Annotated in this window: 6 protein-coding genes; 5 read left to right on the forward strand and 1 reads right to left on the reverse strand. The window is 56.4% G+C overall.

Translation table 11 applies throughout. The features are described from left to right. The first annotated feature begins 91 nt into the window (after positions 1–91). From AC2FNN_RS21365 to AC2FNN_RS21385, 5 genes are all read left to right on the forward strand, one after another. Positions 92–799, forward strand: a complete 708-nt coding sequence (locus tag AC2FNN_RS21365; RefSeq protein ID WP_496760497.1) for a M48 family metallopeptidase — start codon at positions 92–94, stop codon at positions 797–799. Next, a complete protein-coding gene (locus tag AC2FNN_RS21370; RefSeq protein WP_496760498.1) occupies positions 796–1,164 on the forward strand; it encodes a YigZ family protein in 369 nt (122 codons plus the stop codon). Before AC2FNN_RS21365 ends, AC2FNN_RS21370 begins: the two co-directional genes overlap by 4 nt. Before the next feature lie 69 nt (positions 1,165–1,233). Beyond that, entirely contained in the window at positions 1,234–1,485 is a 252-nt protein-coding gene (locus tag AC2FNN_RS21375) for a DUF6455 family protein (protein ID WP_496760500.1), read from the forward strand. 14 nt (positions 1,486–1,499) lie between these two features. Further along, positions 1,500–1,769, forward strand: a complete 270-nt coding sequence (locus AC2FNN_RS21380; protein ID WP_496760502.1) for a DUF6455 family protein — start codon at positions 1,500–1,502, stop codon at positions 1,767–1,769. Continuing rightward, complete coding sequence (locus AC2FNN_RS21385; RefSeq protein WP_496760503.1) at positions 1,769–2,029, forward strand: DUF6455 family protein; 261 nt, start codon at positions 1,769–1,771, stop codon at positions 2,027–2,029. Before AC2FNN_RS21380 ends, AC2FNN_RS21385 begins: the two co-directional genes overlap by 1 nt. Here the strand turns inward: AC2FNN_RS21385 and AC2FNN_RS21390 are convergent, their stop codons facing one another. Further along, positions 2,030–2,272 carry a CDGSH iron-sulfur domain-containing protein gene (locus AC2FNN_RS21390; RefSeq protein ID WP_496760505.1) on the reverse strand — a complete coding sequence of 81 codons (243 nt, stop codon included), beginning with the start codon at positions 2,270–2,272 and terminating at the stop codon, positions 2,030–2,032. It lies immediately after the preceding gene. Positions 2,273–2,343 lie beyond the last annotated feature (71 nt).

A 2,343-nucleotide genomic window follows, 5' to 3' on the forward strand; every position in this document is an offset into this window, starting at 1 on the left:
ATGCAAGCCGTTCGTTGAACTGGCGGTGTGGTTTCGCCGGCATGGTCGTACTATGTTGAAATCACGGCCATTCGGTCTCAAAGGATATGACATGCACAGATGGTTTGTTTTATTGCTGTCCCTGCTGCTTGCGGCGTGTGGAGAGGGGGCCTTGCGTGTCCAACCCGCGGAGGAATGGCTGGGGGACGAGCCAGAGGCCGAACCGATGGTGCAAACCTTCCGAGAGGTCAGTCGCGCCGTTGGGGCCGAAGCCCGCAGCCAGTGTCTGAAACAGACGACCGGGCAGAATTGCGACTTCCGGATTCTTGTTGACCTGAACTCTCGGGCTTCTGTCAATGCATTCCAGACGCTGGATGAAAACAAGCAGCCGGTGATCATATTCACCCGCTCGATGATCGAATCCACCCAGAACGCAGATGAACTGGCGTTTGTCATGGGGCATGAAGCAGCCCACCACGTGTTGGGGCACATCGCCAGGCAGAGTGAAATCGCCAGCGCCAGCGCGGCCGAGTTCGGGCGGGTGGCAAAGTTGCGCGGCGGGGACGCCGTCGCCATTGAAGAGGCACAAAAGCTGGGCGCGCAGGTTGGCGTTCAGGCTTATGTGAAAGACTTTGAACTGGAGGCAGACCAGTTGGGAACCATCATCACGTATAATGCGGGATACAATCCGTTGGTCGGGGCAAGGTTCTTTGATCGTATCCCGGATCCCGGTGACAGGTTTCTGGGAACCCACCCGCCCAATGCACAACGTGTGCAGATCGTGCTGGAAACGGCAGAGCAGTTGGGTCTGTCCCAATGACCGAACTTACATGTCTGGGTGTCGTCCTGACGGATCGCGGCTCGAAATACGCGGTGTCCGGGGCGCAGGTCACGACGCGGGCTGAAATCGATGCCGTTCTGAACCATTTGAAATCCGACAAGAGCTATGCCAAGGCCACCCACAACACCTGGGCTGCGGCCTTGCCGACCGGCGCATTGAAAGCTGATGACGGGGAAAGCGGCGCGGGCATGGTGATCCTTCGGATGATCGAACGCGCCGGATTGGAAAACCACGTGATCATCGTCACCCGTTGGTACGGCGGCAAGAAACTGGGCGGGGATCGCTTTCGCCGTGTTCAGGATGCCACGCGGGCCTATCTGGATCATATCGGCGTCCAATCTTGACCTGAGTCAATGTTTGCCCTCGCGGATGCGCTACCCTTTGGACACAGCGTGAAAGCGAAAGGAAACAGCATGCCCACCCAAGAGACCCTGCGCCTGCATGCCGGATTGGTGGACGATATGGCCAGAATGCTGGATATTGATCTTGAGGAAGCCGCAATTGACGGTGCCGTTTCCGTGGACCAGATTTCTGATGCTGTTTTGCGCTGTACCGACTGCCCGAACCCGGATCACTGCAAGAGTTTGCTGAACAATCCCAGATCTGCTCGGCGGACGCCCGAATACTGCCGAAATCAGGAATTGCTCCACAATCTCCTGCCTTGACGTAAAGGTGTGCCATGACACGTCTGGGCGAAATCATGACCCATCTGCGTTTGGTGTTGCGTATGGGGCAAGCAACCGGAACCGACTTGGCCGCGGCCTATCGGAAAGGTCATCTGAAACAGGAAGAATGGGCTGATATCGTGCAGCAGTGTCGCGGCTGTTCCTGGGCCAAGGACTGTCCGGAATGGTTGGAACGGCGCGAGCAGGTTGAACATGCACCGTCGACATGCCCGAATCGCAAATACTTTGCCGCCATCAAGGCCAAGCAGGTGGAACACGTTTGATGACTCAGGTCGCGTTGGGGAAAATCGAAAAGCACTTCTGGCTTACACGCTCGGTTTCACGCTGTATGGGCATTTCAATGACCGAAGCGATGGCCGAAGGACGCCTTTCGCCCGAAAAATACGCCGAACTTGTCACGCGGTGCCGAGCTGCCGGATGTGATGTGCAATGCGAGTTTTGGCTTGCCCGGCAACAGGGCACAGCGGCCACTGCACCGGATTTTTGCCCGAATGCCGAGATATTGAATGGGTTGAAAACCTGATCAAAGCCCGTTGTGCGTTCCGTCGCACAAAGGTGACTTAGAGCTGTGTTTGCACCCACAAAAGAAGACCTTTTTACTGTTTTCCGCTGTATATTTCACAGGCTCTAACCCGGTGCCTTTGTGCGATCCGTCGCAAAACGGCTGGCGGCTGGATTTTCCGCAGGCGCACCAGAAATAGGTTTTTCCCTCGACGACCTCGACCGGAAATGGCGATTTCCGGGCAATGATGGGTGCGTTTGACATTTGGCTTCTCCGTCTTTGGCTGAATTCGCTGCAACAGTTTAGGGCGCCGGAGTCAGAAGGATAGGTTTGAC

The sequence above is a fragment of the Ruegeria sp. BHSA118 genome (assembly GCF_059613405.1).